The 16,112-nt window shown below is 70.2% G+C and carries 16 protein-coding genes; 5 read left to right on the plus strand and 11 right to left on the minus strand.

The genetic code is table 11. The features are described 5' to 3' along the window. Positions 1 to 273 precede the first annotated feature (273 nt). Complete coding sequence (locus tag BFN01_RS15650) at positions 274 to 519, minus strand: hypothetical protein (RefSeq protein ID WP_200881029.1); 246 nt, start codon at positions 517 to 519, stop codon at positions 274 to 276. Positions 520 to 650: 131 nt separating this feature from the next. Next, a complete protein-coding gene (locus BFN01_RS10300) occupies positions 651 to 935 on the minus strand; it encodes a helix-turn-helix domain-containing protein (protein WP_177243847.1) in 285 nt (94 codons plus the stop codon). 362 nt (positions 936 to 1,297) lie between these two features. On the opposite strand from BFN01_RS10300, the gene BFN01_RS10305 reads away from it, so the two are divergent. From BFN01_RS10305 to BFN01_RS10315, 3 genes are read left to right on the plus strand one after another with little or no spacing between them, the layout of a single operon-like run. After that, positions 1,298 to 1,642 carry a metallopeptidase family protein gene (locus BFN01_RS10305; RefSeq protein WP_071644113.1) on the plus strand — a complete coding sequence of 115 codons (345 nt, stop codon included), beginning with the start codon at positions 1,298 to 1,300 and terminating at the stop codon, positions 1,640 to 1,642. Then, complete coding sequence (clpS, locus tag BFN01_RS10310; protein WP_071644112.1) at positions 1,639 to 1,929, plus strand: ATP-dependent Clp protease adapter ClpS; 291 nt, start codon at positions 1,639 to 1,641, stop codon at positions 1,927 to 1,929. Before BFN01_RS10305 ends, clpS begins: the two co-directional genes overlap by 4 nt. Further along, a complete protein-coding gene (locus BFN01_RS10315; RefSeq protein ID WP_071644094.1) occupies positions 1,926 to 2,408 on the plus strand; it encodes a DUF2017 family protein in 483 nt (160 codons plus the stop codon). The genes clpS and BFN01_RS10315 overlap by 4 nt, the downstream gene beginning before the upstream one ends. Here BFN01_RS10315 and BFN01_RS10320 read toward each other — a convergent pair. The 5 genes from BFN01_RS10320 to gatC are packed head-to-tail and all read right to left on the minus strand — an operon-like array spanning position 2,398 to position 7,651. Further along, entirely contained in the window at positions 2,398 to 2,982 is a 585-nt protein-coding gene (locus BFN01_RS10320; RefSeq protein WP_071644096.1) for a hypothetical protein, read from the minus strand. The genes BFN01_RS10315 and BFN01_RS10320 overlap by 11 nt on opposite strands. A gap of 30 nt (positions 2,983 to 3,012) precedes the next feature. After that, positions 3,013 to 4,272: a DNA polymerase IV gene (gene dinB, locus BFN01_RS10325; protein WP_071644098.1), complete on the minus strand. Its 1,260-nt coding sequence runs from the start codon at positions 4,270 to 4,272 to the stop codon at positions 3,013 to 3,015. A gap of 51 nt (positions 4,273 to 4,323) precedes the next feature. Continuing rightward, positions 4,324 to 5,838 (minus strand): Asp-tRNA(Asn)/Glu-tRNA(Gln) amidotransferase subunit GatB, encoded by a 1,515-nt coding sequence (gene gatB, locus BFN01_RS10330; protein WP_071644100.1) that lies wholly within the window; start codon positions 5,836 to 5,838, stop codon positions 4,324 to 4,326. Then, entirely contained in the window at positions 5,838 to 7,355 is a 1,518-nt protein-coding gene (gatA, locus tag BFN01_RS10335; RefSeq protein ID WP_071644102.1) for an Asp-tRNA(Asn)/Glu-tRNA(Gln) amidotransferase subunit GatA, read from the minus strand. The genes gatB and gatA overlap by 1 nt, the downstream gene beginning before the upstream one ends. After that, positions 7,352 to 7,651, minus strand: coding sequence for an Asp-tRNA(Asn)/Glu-tRNA(Gln) amidotransferase subunit GatC (gene gatC, locus BFN01_RS10340; RefSeq protein ID WP_071644104.1), 300 nt, complete (start codon positions 7,649 to 7,651; stop codon positions 7,352 to 7,354). The genes gatA and gatC overlap by 4 nt, the downstream gene beginning before the upstream one ends. A 48-nt stretch (positions 7,652 to 7,699) precedes the next feature. Here gatC and BFN01_RS10345 point away from each other — a divergent pair, with 48 nt between their 5' ends. Both BFN01_RS10345 and BFN01_RS10350 read left to right on the plus strand, forming a co-directional pair. Beyond that, positions 7,700 to 9,400, plus strand: a complete 1,701-nt coding sequence (locus BFN01_RS10345) for a long-chain-fatty-acid--CoA ligase (RefSeq protein ID WP_071644106.1) — start codon at positions 7,700 to 7,702, stop codon at positions 9,398 to 9,400. Between the two features lie 41 nt (positions 9,401 to 9,441). After that, on the plus strand, positions 9,442 to 11,286 hold the full coding sequence (locus BFN01_RS10350) for a DEAD/DEAH box helicase (protein WP_371261022.1): 1,845 nt from the start codon (positions 9,442 to 9,444) through the stop codon (positions 11,284 to 11,286). Between the two features lie 61 nt (positions 11,287 to 11,347). Here BFN01_RS10350 and BFN01_RS10355 read toward each other — a convergent pair whose 3' ends face one another. The 4 genes from BFN01_RS10355 to BFN01_RS10370 form a co-directional block, all read right to left on the minus strand. Then, a complete protein-coding gene (locus BFN01_RS10355) occupies positions 11,348 to 11,794 on the minus strand; it encodes a GNAT family N-acetyltransferase (RefSeq protein WP_225211370.1) in 447 nt (148 codons plus the stop codon). Next, positions 11,791 to 14,106, minus strand: coding sequence for an NAD-dependent DNA ligase LigA (ligA, locus tag BFN01_RS10360; protein ID WP_071644108.1), 2,316 nt, complete (start codon positions 14,104 to 14,106; stop codon positions 11,791 to 11,793). The genes BFN01_RS10355 and ligA overlap by 4 nt, the downstream gene beginning before the upstream one ends. Positions 14,107 to 14,165: 59 nt before the next feature. Then, positions 14,166 to 15,263 carry a tRNA 2-thiouridine(34) synthase MnmA gene (mnmA, locus tag BFN01_RS10365; RefSeq protein ID WP_071644110.1) on the minus strand — a complete coding sequence of 366 codons (1,098 nt, stop codon included), beginning with the start codon at positions 15,261 to 15,263 and terminating at the stop codon, positions 14,166 to 14,168. Between the two features lie 38 nt (positions 15,264 to 15,301). Beyond that, the coding region (locus tag BFN01_RS10370) for a cysteine desulfurase family protein (RefSeq protein WP_071644119.1) at positions 15,302 to 16,112 on the minus strand (811 nt) is incomplete at its 5' end.

Here is a 16,112-nt window from a genome sequence, read left to right on the forward strand (position 1 = left end):
AGCGCGAGCGCGACGGCGACGATGATGGTGGCGGCCAGCGCTGCTCGGGCTCGAACCCCGATGACGCCGCGCAGCGGCTCCGGCGCGCGAGACGAGCTCGTGCTGGTGCCGTGATTCATCGCTCCGCCCTTGCCATGGCCGAACGATATCCCAGCCGATTCAGCGGTGTGCTCGCGCCTGAGAGCGCTCTCAGGTGGCCAGGTCGGCCCGGATCGGCAGCGGTCCGCCGTGCCGCTCAGCCAATGGACGCGGGCACCTCGTAGTCGGTTGCGGCTAGGTCCAGCTCATCCGGTCCCGAATCGGCGTCGACGATCGAGACGGCGCTCGGACGTCAGACTGCTGAACCTGGGCGATGCTCATAGCCACGTCCTTCGCCTCCGGTGCGCTGAAACGGGCGCGCCAGACCTGCGCATCCACGGCGAGGCGCACCACCGCTCCATCGCGTTCGGCGAGCGGCTCAACAGCTCCGAGGCGAGCCAGGATGCGGCCCATCACCGGATCGTTGGGTTCGACGAGCATAGACCGCGCCATTCGCGCCGTTCGTTCGTCGGTCGCCAGTTCACTCAAGCTCGGCATCGTCGGTTCCTCTCGGCGTTCGTCACCGACGACGTGCGCCGACAGCCCTGGGGGATCAGCGGCGCGGAGGTGCGTTATGAACCGTCGCTGGCGTCGTCCATGATGAGCCCAGCCTCGACCAGCGCCGCTCGCACGGCCGTGCGGTGGACACCCATCCGGCGACCGATCGCCCGCATCGAGACTCCCGCTCGCGCAAGGCGCACGGCCTCCGCTTTCTCATCAATGCCGAGCCCGGGCCGACGGCTCGGTACGTTGCGACGACGGAGGTGGGAGAACACCGTGGCACGATGGATTCCGTACCGCTCCGCGAGGTGCTTGACGCCCATCCCGGCCAGGTAGTCGCCCACGAGAGCGTCCACCTCAGCAGCGGTCAGAAAAGTTTGAGCCGTCTCGACAGTCCTTACGACTGGCCCCCGATCGTCCCTCGGAGCGCTACTCAGGGGACGCCGCGAGACCTCGTACACACCACGATTCATGCGGTTGACTAGGGTCTTCGTCTTCGGGGAGGGGTTGCCGAACGTGCTACCCAGGCACCCCAGAGAAGCCCCCGGGTTCGTCATGATCCCGGGGGCTTCGTCGCGTCAGCCGTGCTTCTTCAGCGGCAGCATGGTGATGCAGGTCGGGTCATGGCAGGACCGCCCGGCACGGGGCACGCCCCGGCTAGCATCGAAGCATGTCCTCCTCACTCGATCACGACTCGCCGGCTCCGTCCGCCGGCGGCATGGACATGACGGCCGAGGAGTTCGAGGCGCTCGTCGTGGACGAGCTCGACAGGCTGCCGGACGACATGGTCGACGGACTCGACAACGTCGTGTTCGTGGTCGAGGACGAGCCCGAGGACGGCAGCGACCTCTTCGGCCTGTACGAGGGGGTCGCCCTCACCGAGCGGGGCCAGTACGGCACCGGCGAGCTGCCCGACCGCATCGTCGTGTACCGGCACGCGCACCTCGTTGCCTGCGAGGACGAGGCCGGGCTGCGTGACGAGATCCACACAACGCTGGTCCACGAGATCGCGCATTTCTACGGCATCGACGACGAGCAGCTGCACGAACTGGGGTGGGCATGAGCATCCCGGCATCCACACCGCTGCTCGACGATCAGCTCACGGTCGCCCCGCTCGTGCCCTGGCAGCTGGTCGTGTGGGACGACCCGGTCAATCTCATGAGCTACGTCGTGCGCGTGTTCCGCCGCTACTTCGGCTACCCCGAAGAGCACGCGACGGCCCTCATGCTCGCGGTGCACCACGAAGGACACGCCGTCGTCGCCACCGGGCCGCGGGAGACGATGGAGGTGCACGCCCAGGCGATGCACGACTTCGGGCTGTGGGCCACCATCCGACGGGTTCCGCAGTGAGCGTCTCGATTTCGATCGCCCGGATCGAAGGACGCAACCTGCTGCACCTGATCGACGAGTTCCTCGAGCTCGTCGGCGGCCCGCGCACCAGCGCCGACCCCGCGCTGGCGAGACTCGCGCCGACGGCGTACCCCGACGACGACGCCGCCGCAGCGGAGTTCCGCCGCGGCACCAGGGACGAGCTGTTCGACCGCCGGCGCAAGGACGCCCTCGTCATGCGCGAGGACCTCGTCGAATTCGACACCGAGGGCGATGGGGACCCCCTCGCCCCACACGACGTCGTCATCCCCGACGCGCGCGTCGACGCCTGGATGCGCACGCTCGCCGCCATCCGGCTGGTGGTCGCGTCGCGCCTCGGCGTCGACCACGACGACCATCACGACCCGGAGGACGCGCGGTTCCACGTGTACGACTGGCTCGGGTATCGGCTGGATGACCTGATCCAGCGCGCTGACGATGCGGACGCCGCTACGGCGTAGCGACCCGCACGTGCGCGAGTGTCTGCGGCTCGTGCCGTGCGATGTGGGCGTCCTCCTGGTCCGCCCACATGTCCCAGTGGTTGCGGAAGCCGTCGCCGTCGCGTTCGAGCGCGCGTCGACGCCGTGAATCCTTCGGGCCGTCGACCCAGACGGTGACGTCCGCGAGGGCCGCAGCGGCGCGCGTCAGCGCACCGCATCCCTCGACGATCAGGCCCAGCGCCGGGTCGACGGCGTGGGCCTCCGCCTCTTCCTGCAGCTCCCAGTCCCACCGGCGCCAGATGCCGATCAGGCCACGACCGTGCGGACGCAGCACCTGCTCCCGGGCGATCTCCGCACCACGTTCGAGTCCGCTCCATCCGGGGTACACCGAATCGAGCGCGAGCAGCTGCACGGGCGTGCTCAGCGGCCACGCCCTGGCGACGCGAGCGGCGAGACTGCTCTTGCCCGCCCCGCTGCGGCCGTCGATGACCACGACCGGGTTCGATGCCGACACCGCGGTGACCGCGTCGCAGATGCGCAGCGTCGCGGCGCTGAGGCGCTCTCCGAAGGGATCAGGGGCGGCGGATGACGGCATGACCCCACGCTATCGAACCGGCGACGCCGGTCACTCGCGACCGAACGGCCGTGGCTCGACGCCGCCACCGGACCGCCGTTCGGTCGCACCGACGTGGCGCGCGCGGGTGATCATGCCGACGCCGAACCGCGCCCGCGCGTCATCGAGCGTGCCCTCGAGCCGTCGCTGGTCTTCGTCGTCGTCCCACAGCGCCATCGCCGATGCGCCTGCCGGACGCAGCTTCTCGGCCCGCACGCCGACCAGGCGCACGGGGTCGCGGCGCTCGATCTGCGCGAACAGTGCGATGGCGGTCTCGCCGATGCGCTGGCCGACATCGGTCGGCTCGGGCAGCGATACGGTGCGGCTCAGCGTGGTGAAGTCGGCGAAGCGGACCTTGATCGCCACCGCGCCCGCATGCCATCCCGAGGTGCGCAGCCGTGCACCGACGCGGTCGGCGAGGCGCAGCAGCTCCGAGCGGAGCAGGTCGCGATCCTCGATGTCACGGTCGAAGGTCTCCTCGTGACCGATGCTCTTCTCCGCGCGCTCCGTCTCGATCTGGCGGGCATCGAGCCCGCGGGCGAGATCCTGGATCCGCTGCCCGAGCGCAGGGCCGACAGCGCGCTCCAGCGCCTCGGGCGACGCCTCGCGCACATCGCGGATCAGACGGATGCCGCGGCGTTCGAGGGCTTCGGCCGCCTTCGGCCCGACGCCCCACATGGCGCCGACCGGACGCGGATCGAGGAACTCCTGTGTCCGCATCGCAGGCACCACGAGCATCCCGTCGGGTTTCGACACGGTGGATGCCATCTTCGCGACGTGCTTCGTGGCCGCGACCCCGACGCTGCACGTGATCCCGACCTCGTCGCGCACCCGCCGCCGGATGAGGGCCGCGATCTCACCGGGGCTCCCCCACAGACGGCGCACTCCGCGCACATCGAGGAACGCCTCGTCGATCGAGAGCTGCTCGACGAGCGGGGTGATGCTCTGGAAGACCGCCATGACCTGCGCCGAGACCGCCCGGTAGCGCGTGAAATCCGGCGACACCACGCGGGCGGTGGGACAGAGCCGGAGCGCGTGGGCGACCGGCATCGCGCTGCGCACCCCGAACCGACGCGCCTCGTACGACGCGCTCGACACGACCGAGCGCCCCTCGCGGCCGCCGATGATCAGCGGCAGCCCCTTCAGCGAGGGGTCGTAGAGCACCTCGACGGCCGCGTAGAAGGCATCCATGTCGACGTGCAGGATGCCCGTGCCGGTGTCGTCCGCGCCCGCGGGCGACACGATGCGGCCCGATCCGTCACCGCGTCCCATGCATCCATCCTGACCGGTGCCACCGACATCGCGTCGGTGGCACCGAAGCGGTCACTGCGCGGCGCGCTCGAGGACCAGCTCGCGTACGCGCGCGGCGTCGGCCTGGCCCTTCATCGCCTTCATCACGGCGCCGATCACCGCGCCTGCCGCCTGCACCTTGCCGTCCTTGATCTTCGCCAGCACATCGGGCTGAGCGGCCAGGGCGTCGTCGATCGCGGCGATCAGCGCGCCGTCGTCAGAGACGACCGCCAGGCCGCGGGAGTCGACCACCTGCTGCGGCGAGCCCTCACCGGCGATGACTCCCTCAAGCACCTGACGGGCGAGCTTGTCGGTCAGCGTCCCGGCATCCACCAGGCCCTGCAGCGCCGCGACGTCGGAGGGTGAGACCAGACCGGCGGCGTCGCGATCCTGAGCGTTGGCGATGCGGGTGATCTCCCCCGTCCACCACTTGCGCGCCGCGGCCGGTGCGGCACCGGCCGCGATCGTGGCCTCGACCTCGTCGATCAGCCCGCCGTTGCGCACGTCCTGGAACTCCAGGTCGGTGAAGCCCCAGTCGGCCTTCAGACGACGCCGACGCGCCACGGGCTGCTCGGGCAGCGCGGCGCGCAGCTCCTCCACGAGCTCGCGCGACGGCTGCACGGGCAGCAGATCGGGCTCGGGGAAGTAGCGGTAGTCGTCGGCATCCGACTTCGGACGGCCCGGCGAGGTGGTGCCGGTGTCTTCGTGCCAGTGGCGCGTCTCCTGGATGATCGTGCCGCCATCGGCGAGGATCGCGGCCTGACGCTGGATCTCGTAGCGCACGGCCCGCTCGACGGACCGCATCGAGTTGACGTTCTTCGTCTCGGTGCGGGTGCCCAGCTTCTCCTGGCCACGGGGACGCAGCGACACGTTTGCGTCGCAGCGCAGGTTGCCCCGCTCAAGACGCGCCTCCGAGATGCGCAGTCCGCGGACGATGTCGCGGATCGCGGCGATGTACGCCTTCGCGTACTCGGGCGCACGGTGCTCGGCGCCGAAGATCGGCTTCGTGACGATCTCCACGAGCGGGACACCCGCGCGGTTGTAGTCCACCAGCGAGTACTCCGCGCCCTGGATGCGGCCGGTCGCGCCGCCCATGTGGGTCAGCTTGCCGGCATCCTCCTCCATGTGCGCCCGCTCGACCGGGATGGTCACCAGGGTGCCGTCCTCGAGTTCGACCTCGACCGATCCCTCGAAGGCGATCGGCTCGTCGTACTGCGAGATCTGGTAGTTCTTGCCCAGGTCGGGGTAGAAGTAGTTCTTCCGGGCGAAGCGGCTGGACTCGGCGATCGAGCAGCCGAGCGCGAGGCCCAGGCTGATCGACGAGCGCACCGCCGTGGCGTTGACGACGGGGAGGGAACCGGGCAGGCCGAGGTCGACCGGGGCGATGAGCGTGTTCGGCTCGGCACCGTGGAACTCGTCGTTCGCCGGGTTCGGGGCATCCGAGAACATCTTCGTGCGGGTGTTCAGCTCGACGTGCACCTCGAATCCGAGCACGGGCTCGAACAGTTCGAGGGCCTTGTCGAAGTCCATGAGCTTGGCGGTGGCCATCAGCGGGTTCCTCCCAGCAGCTGCGGAGCGCGGGCGAGCAGCGGCTCACCCCACGAGTCGAGCAGCGCGGCTTCGAGAGCCGCGCCGACGCGGTACAGACGAGCATCCTCGTGCGCGGGGGCGAGGAACTGGATGCCGACGGGCAGGCCGTCTTCTGCCGCCACGCCCGACGGGATCGAGATGCCGGGCACCCCCGCCAGGTTCGCCGGGATCGTCGTCAGGTCGTTCAGGTACATCTGCAGCGGGTCGTCGATCTTCTCGCCGATCTTGAACGCGGTCGTCGGCGCCGAGGGCGTCGCGATGACGTCGACCTGCCCGAAGGCGCGGGCGAAGTCCTGCTGGATGAGCGTGCGCACCTTCTGCGCGCTGCCGTAGTAGGCGTCGTAGTAGCCGGCAGACAGGGCGTAGGTGCCGAGGATGATGCGGCGCTTGACCTCGGGGCCGAAGCCGGCTTCGCGGGTCGCCGACATGACGTCCTCCACCGTCGGGTTGCCGTCGGGGGTGACGCGCAGGCCGAAGCGCACCGAGTCGAACTTCGCGAGGTTGCTCGACGCCTCCGCGGGCAGGATCAGGTAATACGCGGCGACACCGTATTCGAAGTGCGGAGCGGAGATCTCGACGATCTCGGCGCCCTGCGCCTCCATCAGTGCGAGCGAGGCGCGGAAGGATGCGGCGACGCCGGCCTGGAAGCCGGAGTCGGGCAGCTCGGTGATGACGCCGACCTTCAGTCCCTTGAGCACCTGACCCGACGCGCCCTCGCGGGCGGCTGCGGCGAATGACGGCCACTCCTGCGGAAGCGAGGTGGAGTCCTTCGGATCGTGACCGCCGATCACATCGTGCAGCAGACCGGCGTCGAGCACGGTGCGGGTGACCGGGCCGACCTGGTCGAGGCTGGATGCCAGCGCGATCGCGCCGTAGCGGCTGACGCCGCCGTAGGTCGGCTTGATGCCGACGGTGCCGGTGACGTGCGCGGGCTGGCGGATCGATCCGCCGGTGTCGGAGCCGAGCGCGAGCGGGGCCTCGAAGGCCGCGACGGCCGCGGCGGAGCCGCCACCCGAACCGCCGGGGATGCGGTCGAGGTCCCACGGGTTGCGGGTCGGACCGTAGGCGGAGAACTCCGTCGACGAGCCCATCGCGAACTCGTCCATGTTCGTCTTGCCCAGCGGCACGAGGCCTGCGGCGCGCGAACGAGCAACGACCGTGGCATCGAACGGCGACATGTAGCCCTCGAGGATCTTCGAGCCGCTCGTGGAGGGCATGTCGGTCGTGACGAGCACGTCCTTGACCGCGAGCGGCACACCGGCGATCGGGCCGAGCTGCTCGCCCGCGGCACGGCGCGCGTCGACCTCGGCGGCCGCAGCGAGGGCGTGCTCGTTGACGTGCAGGAAAGCGTGCACGTCACCGTCGACCGCGGCGATGCGGTCGAGGTGGGCCTGCGTCGCCTCGACGCTGGAGATCTCGCCGGCGGAGATCTTCTCGCCGAGTTCCGCGGCGGTCAGCCGGATGATGTCGCTCACTGCTCTTCTCCCAGGATCGCGGTCACACGGAAGCGGCCATCGGCGGCATCCGGGGCGTTCTTCAGCGTCTGCTCGAGGGTGAGCGTCTCGCCGACCTCGTCGGGACGGAAGACGTTGCTCATCGCGATCGGGTGGCTGGTGGCGACGACGTCTGGCGTGGCCACCTCCGACACCTTCGCAATGTTGTCGACGATGGCGTCGAGCTGACCGGTCAGCTGAGTCACCTCGTCGTCGGAGAGCTGGATGCGCGCGAGCACGCCGAGATGGCGTACGAGATCAGGGGTGATTTCAGACACCACCCCAGTCTACGAGAGCGCGAGGTGCGCAGACGTAAGCTGGAACTCGTGACCGAGTTCGTTCCCCCGCGCCCATGGACCGCAAGCTACGCCGAAGGTGTCCCGCAGGACCTGCCGCCGGTGACCGGTTCGCTGATCGACATCGTCGAGGCGTCGGTGCGCGACTATCCGGATGCCCCGGCGCTGCAGTTCTTCGGCCGCGAGACGACCTACCGCGAGATGCAGGATGCCATCGAGCGGGCAGCCGCCGGCCTCCGCGACCTCGGTGTCGGCCCGGGCGATCCGGTGGCGATCGTGCTGCCGAACTGCCCCCAGCACATCATCGCGTTCTACGCCGTGCTGCGTCTCGGCGCCGTGGCGATCGAGCACAACCCGCTGTACACCCCGCGTGAGCTGCGCAAGCAGTTCGAAGACCACGGCGCCCGCCACGCGATCGTGTGGAGCAAGGTGGTCGAGACCGTGCAGGAGTTCCCCGCCGATCTCGCGGTCGCGAGCCTGGTCTCGGTCGACGTGACGACGGCGATGCCGCGCAGGATGCAGCTGATGCTGAAGCTGCCGATCGCGAAGGCCCGCGAGTCGCGTGCGGCGCTCACCTCGAAGGTGCGCGGCGCGATCAGGTGGGACTCGCTGGTGCAGTCCGCACCGCTCCCGGCCACGCACCCGCGTCCCGCAACCGACGACCTCGCGATCATCCAGTACACCTCAGGCACCACGGGCACGCCCAAGGGTGCGGCCCTCACCCACCGCAACCTGCTCGCCAACGCTGCGCAGGCTCAGGCGTGGGTGCCGTCGATCACGCGCGGCGACGGCTGCGTCGTCTACGCGGTGCTGCCCATGTTCCACGCGTACGGGCTCACGCTGTGCCTCACCTTCGCGATGTCGATGGGCGCGCGGCTCGTGCTGTTCCCGAAGTTCGAGCCCGACCTCGTGCTGCAGGTGACGAAGAAGCATCCGGCCACCTTCCTGCCGCTCGTGCCGCCGATCGCCGAACGGCTGCTGGCCGCGGCGAAGGAGAAGGGCGTGTCGCTCGCCGGCACCGAGATCGCGATCTCGGGGGCGATGGCGCTGTCTCACGATCTTGTCGTGCCGTTCGAAGAGGCCAGCGGCGGCTATCTCGTCGAGGGCTACGGGCTGAGCGAGTGCTCGCCCGTGCTGATGGCCAACCCCGTCGCCGAGAACCGGGTGGCCGGAACCGTCGGCCTGCCGCTTCCCGGTACCGAGTGCCGCGTGGTCGACCCCGAGAATCCGACCGTCGACGTGCCGGCAGGCTCTGCCGGCGAGCTGATCGTGCGCGGTCCGCAGGTGTTCTCCGGCTACTACGGCAAGCCCGAGGAGACCGAGGCGGTGTTCGTCGACGGCTGGTTCCGCACCGGCGACATCGTCACGATCGACGAGGCCGGCTTCGTGCGCATCGTCGACCGCATCAAGGAGCTCATCATCACGGGCGGCTTCAACGTGGCGCCCACCGAGGTCGAGGTGGCCCTGCGCCAGCATCCGGATGTCGTCGACGCGGCCGTCGTGGGACTGCCGAGCGACCGCTCCGGCGAGGAGGTCGTCGCCGCGATCGTCGTGGAGGATGGCAAGGACGTCGATGTCGAGGCCATCCGCGCGTTCGCGCGCAGCATCCTGACCCCGTACAAGGTGCCGCGTCGCGTCTTCGTCGTCGACGAGCTGCCGAAGTCGCTGATCGGCAAGGTGCTGCGCCGGCAGGTGAAGGAGCGCCTGCTGGCGCTGACCTCGGGCAGCTGAACGGCCAGCACTCTCCCATCCGCACCCACTATCGTTGACAGGTGACTGCCGACGACATCGCCCCTGCCCCTGACGCGCCCGAGACCCCTGACGAGGGCGCGACCGCTCCCGGATTCGAGGAGCTGGGCATCACCGGCTCGCTGCTCAGGGCGATCAAGGATCTCGGCTACGAGACCCCGTCGCCCATCCAGGCGGCTACGATCCCGCTGCTGCTGCAGGGGCGCGATGTGCTGGGGACGGCGCAGACCGGCACCGGCAAGACCGCCGCATTCGCGCTGCCCGTGCTCGAGAACCTCGACCTCGGTCAGAAGACGCCGCAGGTGCTCGTGCTCGCCCCCACGCGCGAGCTCGCCCTGCAGGTGTGCGAGGCGTTCGAGGCGTACTCGGCCCGGATGAAGGACGTGCGCGTGCTTCCCGTGTACGGCGGCCAGGCGTACGGCGTGCAGCTGTCGGCGCTGCGCCGTGGCGTGCACATCGTCGTCGGGACGCCGGGCCGCATCATGGATCACCAGGCGAAGGGCACGCTCGACCTCTCGGAGCTGAAGTATCTCGTGCTGGATGAGGCCGACGAGATGCTGAAGATGGGCTTCGCCGAGGATGTCGAGCAGATCCTCGCCCAGACCCCGGAGGACAAGCAGGTCGCGCTGTTCTCGGCGACGATGCCCGCGACGATCCGTCGGCTCGCTCAGCAGTACCTGAACGAGCCCGAAGAGGTCGCCATCAAGGGCAAGACGACCACCAATCAGAACATCACCCAGCGCTACCTCGTCGTCTCGTACGCCCAGAAGGTGGATGCCCTGACCCGCATCCTCGAGATCGAGAACTTCGACGGCATGATCGTGTTCGTCCGCACGAAGAACGAGACCGAGACCCTCGCCGAGAAGCTGCGCGCCCGCGGCTACTCCGCCGCGGCCATCAACGGCGACGTGCCGCAGGTGCAGCGCGAGCGCAGCGTGAACCAGCTCAAGGACGGCAAGCTCGACATCCTGGTCGCCACCGACGTCGCCGCGCGCGGTCTCGACGTCGAGCGGATCAGCCACGTGATCAACTTCGACATCCCCACCGACACCGAGTCGTACGTGCACCGCATCGGACGCACCGGACGCGCCGGTCGCACCGGGGATGCGATCAGCTTCATCACCCCCCGCGAGCGCTATCTTCTCAAGCACATCGAGAAGGCGACCCGCCAGGCTCCGGCCCAGATGCAGCTGCCGACCACCGAAGACGTGAACACCACGCGCCTGGCCCGCTTCGACGACGCGATCACGTCCGCTCTCGAGGAGACCCGTCGCATCGAGGCGTTCCGCGACATCATCGCCCACTACGTGCGCAACCACGACGTGCCCGAGGCCGACGTCGCCGCAGCTCTGGCCGTCGTCGCCCAGGGCGATACCCCGCTGCTGCTGGACCCGGAGAACGACGAGCTGTCTCGGGCGGTGGAGCGGGACAGCCGTCCCCCGCGCGAGCGCCAGGACCGCACGTCGGACCGTGCCGATCGCGGCCCCCGTGAGCGCCGCGGTCGCGGCGACTACGCGCCGTACCGCATCGAGGTCGGGCGTCGCCACCGTGTCGAGCCGCGTCAGATCGTGGGCGCCCTGGCGAACGAGGGCGGGCTCGGACGCGACGACTTCGGCGCGATCGCCATCAAGCCGGACTTCTCGATCGTCGAGCTGCCCGTGAACATGGACCCGTCGGTGCTGGACAGGCTGCGTGACACCCGCATCTCGGGCAGGCTCATCGAGATCCGGCCCGACCGTGGCGTGCCGAACCGTCGCACGCCGCGCGACCGCGATGATCGGGGCGGCTACGACCGCGGCGGACGCGACGACCGCGGCGGATATGCGCGTGACGACCGCCCGGCGCGCAAGCCGCGGCACAAGGACTGACGCCGCAGACACCAGACGCCGTGCGGGACGCGAAAATCCGTCGTCGAGCGTCCCGCCGGCGTCAGCCGAGACGTTGCGCGAAGTGGTGCGAGACGATGTCCATTCGCTCGCGCAGGTAGAAGCGGTGCGCGGCGAAGCGCTGCACCCCGGAGTCCAGGTCGAGCACGTGGCATCCCGCGTCGATCGCCCGCTCCCGCAGATGGTCGAGCAGCATCCGCCCGTATCCGCGGGATCGCTCGGATGCCGAGGTCGACAGATCGTCCACATGCAGCTTGCGGATCGCACTCGTGTTCGCGATGATCCGCCAGCCCGCGACCGCCACGCACCGCTCCCCCTCGAAGACCGCGGTGAACGTGAGCCCCTGCGGGGCTCCCTCGTGGAGCACCTGGTCGAGCAGTTCCGCGGAGAGATGCGGGCGCAGCTCCTGCAGAACCGGCAGCGCCTGACTCCAGCGGTCGTCGGCGGCAGCGAGATCGACGCAGACCGCACTCCTCATCTCGTCGCTCATCCGAGCGCCTCCGGCCCCTCGGTGACGAGCAGGTGGAACTGTGCGGCGTCGATGATCCGCACGCCGAGCGCCTCGGCCTTGGCGAGCTTCGACCCGGCACCGGGGCCGGCCGCGACGAAATCCGTCTTCTTCGAGACGGAGGATGCCGCCTTGCCCCCGGCCTTCATGATCGCCTCCTGAGCGCCCTCGCGCGAATAGCCCTCGAGGCTTCCCGTGGCGACGACGGTGAGCCCGTCGAGCACTCCGCCCTCGGTCGCCGCGGCTCCCGGCCCGGGATGCCCTGGTGTGGACCACTGCACACCGGCATCCGCCCACTGCCGCACGATGTCCTGGTGCCAGTCGACCTCGAACCAGCTCAGCAGCGAGTCCGCGATGATCCCGCCGACGCCTTCGACGGCGGCGAGCTCGTCTCTGCTCGCGGCGCGGATGGCGTCGAGCGAGCCGAACCACTGGGCGAGGGCCCGGGCGGCGACCGGACCGACGTGGCGGATGTTCAGCGAGACGAGAAGCCGCCAGAGCTCCTTGGTCTTCGCCTTCTCGAGTTCGGCCAGCAGCTTCACCGCCTGCGACGAGGGCTGCGGACCCTCGAGTCCGTTCTTCTTCTCCGCCGCGGTGGGATTGCGGCGGAACGGCGCACGGGTCTTGACGACCCCGTCGTCGTCCTCCTTGGGCAGCCCCGTCTCGGAGTCGCGCACGATCACCTCGATCGGCACGATCTGCTCGAGGGTGAGATCGAAGAGTCCCGCCTCGGTCTCCAGCGGCGCGAGGGCCGGGCGGTTCGGCTGAGTGAGCGCCGCGGCGGTCACCTCGCCGAGGGCCTCGACATCCAGCGCGCCACGAGAGCCGATGTGCTCGACCCGGCCGCGCACCTGGGCAGGGCACGAGCGCGCGTTCGGGCAGCGCAGATCGATGTCGCCCTCCTTCATCGGGCGCAGCGGCGTACCGCACTCGGGGCACGCCTGCGGCATGACGAACTCGCGCTCGGTGCCGTCGCGCCTGTCGACCACCGGACCGAGCACCTCGGGGATCACGTCCCCCGCCTTGCGCAGCACGACGGTGTCGCCGATCAGCACGCCCTTCGCCTTGACCACGTCCTTGTTGTGCAGCGTCGCCTGACGCACGACCGACCCGGCCACGTGCGCCGGCTCCATCACCGCGAACGGGGTCGCGCGTCCGGTGCGGCCGACCGAGACGACGATGTCGAGCAGCCGGGTCTGCACCTCCTCCGGCGGGTACTTGTACGCGATCGCCCATCGCGGCGCGCGGCTGGTGATGCCGAGCTCGTCGTGCAGCGCCAGCTCGTCGACCTTGACGACGATGCCGTCGAGTTCGTGCTCGACGTCGTGCCGGTGCTCACCGAAGTACGCAACGAACTCCTCGACCTCGTCGATGCTGCGGCACACCTTCGTGTGCGGACTGGTCGGCAGGCCCCACTCGGCGAGCAGCTCGTACACCTCGCTCTGCGCGGCGACCGGCGGCCGCGTCCATGCGCCGATGCCGTGCACGTACAGCGACAGAGACGCGATGCGAAGCAGGCCGGCTTCGAGCTCGAGACCGCTCTTCTTGTCGATCTGCTGGCGCAGTCCGCCGCTGGCGGCGTTGCGCGGGTTCGCGAACGCGGGGAATCGGCGCGCGGCTGCGGTGCGCGCCTTCTCGTCATCGAACGGCTTCTTGGCCCCCGGTCGCGCCTCCCACCGATCGCGTGCGTCGGCGTGCGCCCGCTCGCGGAACGACGCCTGGGCGGCGTTGAGCCGCTCGAAGGCCGCGACGGGGATGAACACCTCGCCGCGCACCTCGACGATATCCGGGTGCCCCTCACCGCGCAGACGCTCGGGGATGTCGGCGAGACGCAGGGCGTTCTCGGTCACGATCTCCCCCACCCGCCCGTCACCGCGGGTGGCGGCCGAGGTGAGCACGCCGTTCTCGTACCGGAGGTTGATGGCCAGCCCGTCGATCTTCAGCTCGGTGAGCCAGGCGATCTCCCGCCCGGCGGATGCCGTGGCCTTCGCCGCCCATTCGCGCAGCTCGTCGACGGAGAACACGTTGTCGAGGCTCAGCATCCGCTCGGCGTGCTCGATCGTCGCCAACCCGGTCGACTCCGCTGCTCCGACCATCTGCGTGGGCGAATCCTGGCCCTGCAGCTCGGGATGCAGTCGTTCGAGCTCTTCGAGTCGCCGCATCCACCCGTCGTAGGTCGTGTCGTCGACGAGCGACGTGTCGCGGCCGTAATAGGCGTCCTTCGCCTCGAGGATGCGAGTCGTGAGCTCTTCGGCTTCGGCGCGGGCGTCGGTCAGCGAGATGTTCTCAGGCACCCGGCAAGTCTACGAGCGAGCACCGACAGGCCACGGGACGCGCGTCCGGCGGCGGATGCTCAGGCGTCGACGGGGACGGCCGACACGGTCGTGTCGATCGTGAACTGCCCGAGTACGCGGGTGCCGACGTAGATGACGGCACTCTGGCCCGGCGCCACGCCGTCGAGCGGCACGTCCGGCACCACGCGCACACCGCCATCGCTCACGTGCGCACGGGCGGGTACGGGATCGGCGTGCGCGCGGATCTGCACCTCGCACGCGAAGTCGGATGCCTCGGGGGCGGCCCCCGCCCAGGAGAAGCGCTCCCCTGCGATCTCGGCGATCGCCAGCGCCTCCTTCGGACCGACGACCACCGTGTTCGACACCGGCCGCACCTCGAGCACGAAGCGCGGCTTGCCGTCGGGGGCGGGCACTCCCAGTCGCAGACCGCGGCGCTGTCCCACGGTGAACGCGTGCGCGCCCTCGTGCGTGCCGACGACATCGCCGTTGCGGTCGACGACGTCACCCACGGCGGTCCCGACCTTCTCGGCCAGCCAGCCGCGGGTGTCTCCATCGGGGATGAAGCAGATGTCGTGGCTGTCCGGCTTCTGCGCGACGGTGATGCCGCGTTCAGCCGCCTCGGCGCGCACCAGTGCCTTCGAGGGCGTGTCACCGAGGGGGAAATAGGTGTGCGCGAGCTGCTCGGCGTTCAGCACACCGAGCACGTAGGACTGGTCCTTCGCGGAGTCCGACGCGCGGTGCAGCTCGAGCCCTCCGGCGCCGTCGACGAGACTCGCGTAGTGACCGGTGCAGACCGCGTCGAAGCCGAGTTCGATCGCTCGCTCCAGCAGAGCCGCGAACTTGATCTTCTCGTTGCAGCGCAGACACGGGTTGGGGGTGCGGCCCGCCCTGTACTCCGAGATGAAGTCCTCGATGACGTCGTCGCGGAACCGCTCCGAGAAGTCCCACACGTAGAAGGGTATGCCGAGCAGATCCGCCACGCGCCGGGCATCCAGGGCGTCCTCGACGGTGCAGCAGCCGCGGCTGCCGGTGCGCAGCGTGCCGCCGGCGCGGGACAGCGCGAGGTGCACGCCGACCACCTCGTGTCCGGCGTCGACGGCGCGCGCGGCCGCCACCGCCGAATCGACACCGCCGCTCATGGCCGCCAGAACTCGCATGGGCTCCAGTCTACGAGCGCCCGGCTGGACGGCTCCCGTCAGCGCGAGGCACGCGCCACGGCATCCGGGATCGCGACGAGAACGGCGTCGACGTCCGCCTCCGTCGACGTCGCCCCGAGGGTTAACCGCAGCACGCTTCGGGCGTCCTGCTCGCTGCGCCCCATCGCCAGCACCACGTGGGAGGGCTCGGCGACGCCGGCCTGGCAGGCGGATCCGGTGGATGCCGAGATGCCGGCCATGTCGAGCAGGAACAGCAAGCTCTCCCCCACCGCTCCCGGGAACAGCAGGTGCGCATTGCCGGGCAGGCGATCGAGCGGATCGCCGAGCAGCGCCGCGGAGGGGACCGCGGCCAGGACGCCGGCGATGAGCCGGTCGCGCAGCGCGGCGAGCCGGGTGCTCTCGCGCTCGCGTTCGGCCTCGGCCTCCTCCAGCGCGACGGCGAGGGCCGCCGCCCCCGGCACGTCCTGCGTCCCGGCGCGGAGACCGCGCTGCTGCGACCCGCCGTGCAGCAGCGGTGCGATCCGGGCGCTGCGGGACGCCACCAGCATCCCCGTTCCGACGGGGGCCCCGATCTTGTGGCCGGCGATGCTCATCGCCACGAGACCCGTGCCGGCGGACGCGTCGCCCCGCAGATCGCGGAAGACGAGGGGCACGTGGCCGCAGGCTGAGACCGCGTCGAGATGCAGCGGAACCCCGGCCGCCGCAGCCGACAGGCTGAGCGCCCGCGCATCGTTGACCGTGCCGACCTCGTTGTTCGCGACGAGCGCGGTGGCGACAGCGGCACCGTCCAGCGCGGCGGCGAACATCGCCGTGTCGATCCGCCCGAGGGCGTCCACCGGCACCGGGCGC

The organism is Microbacterium sp. AR7-10, from assembly GCF_001878835.1.
GTDB lineage: Bacteria > Actinomycetota > Actinomycetes > Actinomycetales > Microbacteriaceae > Microbacterium > Microbacterium commune.

Bases quoted from the DNA above. Each gene is read 5' to 3' on its own strand.
- BFN01_RS10320 (WP_071644096.1), bottom strand. From the start codon at position 2,982: ATGCCGTCATCCGCCGCCCCTGATCCCTTCGGAGAGCGCCTCAGCGCC.
- BFN01_RS10305 (WP_071644113.1), top strand. From the start codon at position 1,298: ATGGACATGACGGCCGAGGAGTTCGAGGCGCTCGTCGTGGACGAGCTC.
- BFN01_RS15650 (WP_200881029.1), bottom strand. From the start codon at position 519: ATGCTCGTCGAACCCAACGATCCGGTGATGGGCCGCATCCTGGCTCGC.
- mnmA (WP_071644110.1), bottom strand. From the start codon at position 15,263: ATGCGAGTTCTGGCGGCCATGAGCGGCGGTGTCGATTCGGCGGTGGCG.
- gatB (WP_071644100.1), bottom strand. From the start codon at position 5,838: ATGGCCACCGCCAAGCTCATGGACTTCGACAAGGCCCTCGAACTGTTC.
- BFN01_RS10355 (WP_225211370.1), bottom strand. From the start codon at position 11,794: ATGAGCGACGAGATGAGGAGTGCGGTCTGCGTCGATCTCGCTGCCGCC.
- dinB (WP_071644098.1), bottom strand. From the start codon at position 4,272: ATGGGACGCGGTGACGGATCGGGCCGCATCGTGTCGCCCGCGGGCGCG.
- clpS (WP_071644112.1), top strand. From the start codon at position 1,639: ATGAGCATCCCGGCATCCACACCGCTGCTCGACGATCAGCTCACGGTC.